4 protein-coding genes are annotated in these 2907 nt (G+C 44.3%); 3 read left to right on the plus strand and 1 reads right to left on the minus strand.

The window, feature by feature from the left end:
* Together prmB and ACTHSP_RS19235 are read left to right on the plus strand one after the other, a co-directional pair.
* Window positions 1–814: 50S ribosomal protein L3 N(5)-glutamine methyltransferase (gene prmB, locus ACTHSP_RS19230; RefSeq protein ID WP_440346699.1), on the plus strand; the 814-nt coding region annotated here is incomplete at its 5' end.
* 226 nt (window positions 815–1040) lie between these two features.
* Window positions 1041–1778 carry a toxin-antitoxin system YwqK family antitoxin gene (locus ACTHSP_RS19235; RefSeq protein ID WP_003686026.1) on the plus strand — a complete coding sequence of 246 codons (738 nt, stop codon included), beginning with the start codon at window positions 1041–1043 and terminating at the stop codon, window positions 1776–1778.
* A gap of 46 nt (window positions 1779–1824) precedes the next feature.
* Here the strand turns inward: ACTHSP_RS19235 and ACTHSP_RS19240 are convergent, their stop codons facing one another.
* On the minus strand, window positions 1825–2385 hold the full coding sequence (locus tag ACTHSP_RS19240) for an adenine phosphoribosyltransferase (protein ID WP_003682296.1): 561 nt from the start codon (window positions 2383–2385) through the stop codon (window positions 1825–1827).
* A 168-nt stretch (window positions 2386–2553) separates the two neighbouring features.
* On the opposite strand from ACTHSP_RS19240, the gene ACTHSP_RS19245 reads away from it, so the two are divergent.
* On the plus strand, window positions 2554–2907 hold a 354-nt coding region (locus ACTHSP_RS19245), incomplete at its 3' end, for a guanylate kinase (protein WP_440346700.1).

Here is a 2907-nt window from a genome sequence, read left to right on the forward strand (position 1 = left end):
TTTCGGACACGGAAGTGATAATGCCCATGACGAGGCAGCCTATCTGATTTTGCACACTTTGAACCTGCCTTTGGATATGTTGGAGCCTTATTTGGATGCCAAATTGTTGCAAAGTGAGAAGGAGGAAGTGTTGTCCATTATCGAACGCCGCGCAGTTGAGCATATTCCTGCCGCGTATCTGACGCATCAGGCATGGCAGGGCGAGTTTGATTTTTATGTCGATGAGCGCGTTATCGTGCCTCGTTCTTTCATTTACGAATTGCTGGGCGACGGTATCCGTCCTTGGATTGAACACGATGAGTTGGTGCATCGAGCTTTGGATTTGTGTACCGGTAGCGGCTGTTTGGCCATTCAAATGGCGCACCACTATCCCGATGCACAAATCGATGCCGTTGATTTAAGCTTGGATGCGCTGGAAGTCGCCGCCATCAATATCGAAGATTATGGCTTAGAAGACCGCATCAGCTTGGTGCATACCGATTTGTTTGAAGGTTTGGATGAAACCTATGACTTAATTGTTTCCAATCCGCCTTATGTTGATGCAGAATCTGTGGAAGCGTTGCCTGATGAATACCTACATGAGCCGGAATTGGCTTTGGGTAGTGGAGAAGATGGTTTGGATGCTACACGCCAAATCATTTTGCAGGCTGCGAAATATTTGAATCCGAAAGGTGTATTGTTGGTTGAAATCGGTCACAACCGTGAAGTATTGGAAGCGGCTTATCCCGAATTACCGTTTACTTGGTTGGAAACCAGTGGTGGCGATGGGTTTGTATTCTTGTTGACCCGCGAGCAATTATTGAGTGAAGAGTAGTTTATTTTGATGTAAATAAAACAAAGGCCGTCTGAAAAAAGTTTCAGACGGCCTTTGTTTTGTAAAATTTTTAATATTTTAAGAAAATACAAATTCCTATGGTATGCCGAATATGAAATCCAAGCAGGCTTTGAAACTATGGCTTATAATATTTGCCATAGTTTCTAATGTCAGTGGATTTTTATTGCTGACTTTTTGTAGAACATATACTGCCAAACTCCATATTATGAATAATTATTTAAAATCAGGCCTGTTGGCTGCTGCCTTGTTCAGTATGCCCGTTGCCGCCTTTGCCCAGCAACATACCGTTTATTTCAATCAAAACGGTAAACTGACGGCGACCATGCCTTCGGTTGCTTATGTCCGCCAATACAAGATTGAGGCAGGTAAGGCGCAGGTGCAGGATTTTTACTATCCATCGATGAAAAAATATTCTGATCCTTATGAAGTACCTGCTGGTCAGATTAAGGTTTTTGTGCCGGCGTTGGATAATGGCACATTAACCCTGTGGCATTTCAACGGTCAGAAAAAGATGGTTGGCAGCTATCGCAACGGCAAACCGCATGGCGAATGGGTCAACTGGTATCCAAACGGCAAAAAATCTGCGGTAATGCCTTATCAAAATGGCTTGAGTGAGGGCGTGGGTTCCCGCTATTACCGAAATGGTGTGAAAGAAAGCGAAATTCAGTTTAAGCACGATAAAGCCAATGGTCATTGGAAACAGTGGTATTCAGACGGCAGCCCGAAAACCGAAATGATGATGAGCAATGACAAACCGACGGAGATTATCAGTTGGGATGAAAATGGCCGCATCGTGTCTGAATTGAGTATTCGCAACGGTAAACGTAGCGGCATTATTTTGGATTGGTACGATGATGGTGCGAAGAAATCCGAGTTAGTTTATAAAGACGACCAGTTGGTGAAAAAAACTTTCTGGGATACGGACGGATACGTCCTTGAATAATTTTGATCATAAAAAACCGCAGGCTGATCAGCTTGCGGTTTTTTTATTACATACAGCCTTTGTTTTGGCACAGGGTAAATAATGGCGCGCCGCTTTCACGGATTTTTTTGCCGCCGTCCAAGTCGGTAAATTCCAAAATGGCAGCCGCTTCGATTACTTCGCCACCTAATTTGCGGATCAGCTCAACACCTGCCAGCATTGTGCCACCAGTTGCCACCAAATCATCTACCAGCAAAACGCGTGCGCCCGGCTTGATGGCGTCGGTATGGATTTCTACCGTTGCTTCGCCATATTCCAAAGCGTAACTTTGGGAAACCGTATCAAACGGCAGTTTGCCTTTTTTACGAATGGGAACGAAGCCGACATTTAGCTGATAGGCTAAAGCCGCACCAATGATAAAACCGCGTGCGTCCAAGCCTGCTACAACGTCAACTTTTTGTCCCATATAGCGGTAAACCAGCAAATCAACCAGCAGGCGGAAATATTCTGCGCTTTGCAAAACGGGAGTAATGTCATGAAACAAAATCCCTTTTTGCGGCCAGTTTTCAATTTTACGGATTTTGTCCGCCAAAGCCTCTACGCCCATTACTTCAGGATGAATCAACATCTCGACATTCCGAAATCAAAAAGTTTTTAACACGATATTGTAGCGGTCATATGCGGACTTGCCAAATTAATCGATACAATAGCCAAATTTTGCAACATGCCGTCTGAAATTCCGAGAAATATTGTGTTGTGTTATAATTTACAGATACATACCATCGGCTGAACCACCATGCAAAATCATAAAAAAGGCAATATTTACATCATTTCTGCCGCTTCCGGCACAGGTAAAACGACCTTGGTGTCGCGCCTGTTGAAAAATCATGACGATATCCGTGTTTCCATTTCTCATACTACACGCCAGCCGCGTGAAGGTGAGGCACATGGTATGCATTATCACTTTGTTCCCAAAGAAGAATTTGAATCGCTGATTGAGCAAAGAGCCTTTTTGGAACACGCCAATGTGTTCGGCAATTATTACGGCACCAGCATCGCCGGCGTGAATTCGTTGAGCGAAGAGGGCTATGACGTAATTTTGGAAATTGATGTGCAAGGTGCGGCGCAAGTGCGTAAATCGTTGCCTGAA

The sequence above is a fragment of the Neisseria sp. P0001.S005 genome (assembly GCF_051963715.1).

Excerpts from the sequence above, each read along its gene's own strand:
- ACTHSP_RS19240 (WP_003682296.1), bottom strand. The coding sequence starts at position 2,385 with ATGTTGATTCATCCTGAAGTAATGGGCGTAGAGGCTTTGGCGGACAAA.
- ACTHSP_RS19235 (WP_003686026.1), top strand. The coding sequence starts at position 1,041 with ATGAATAATTATTTAAAATCAGGCCTGTTGGCTGCTGCCTTGTTCAGT.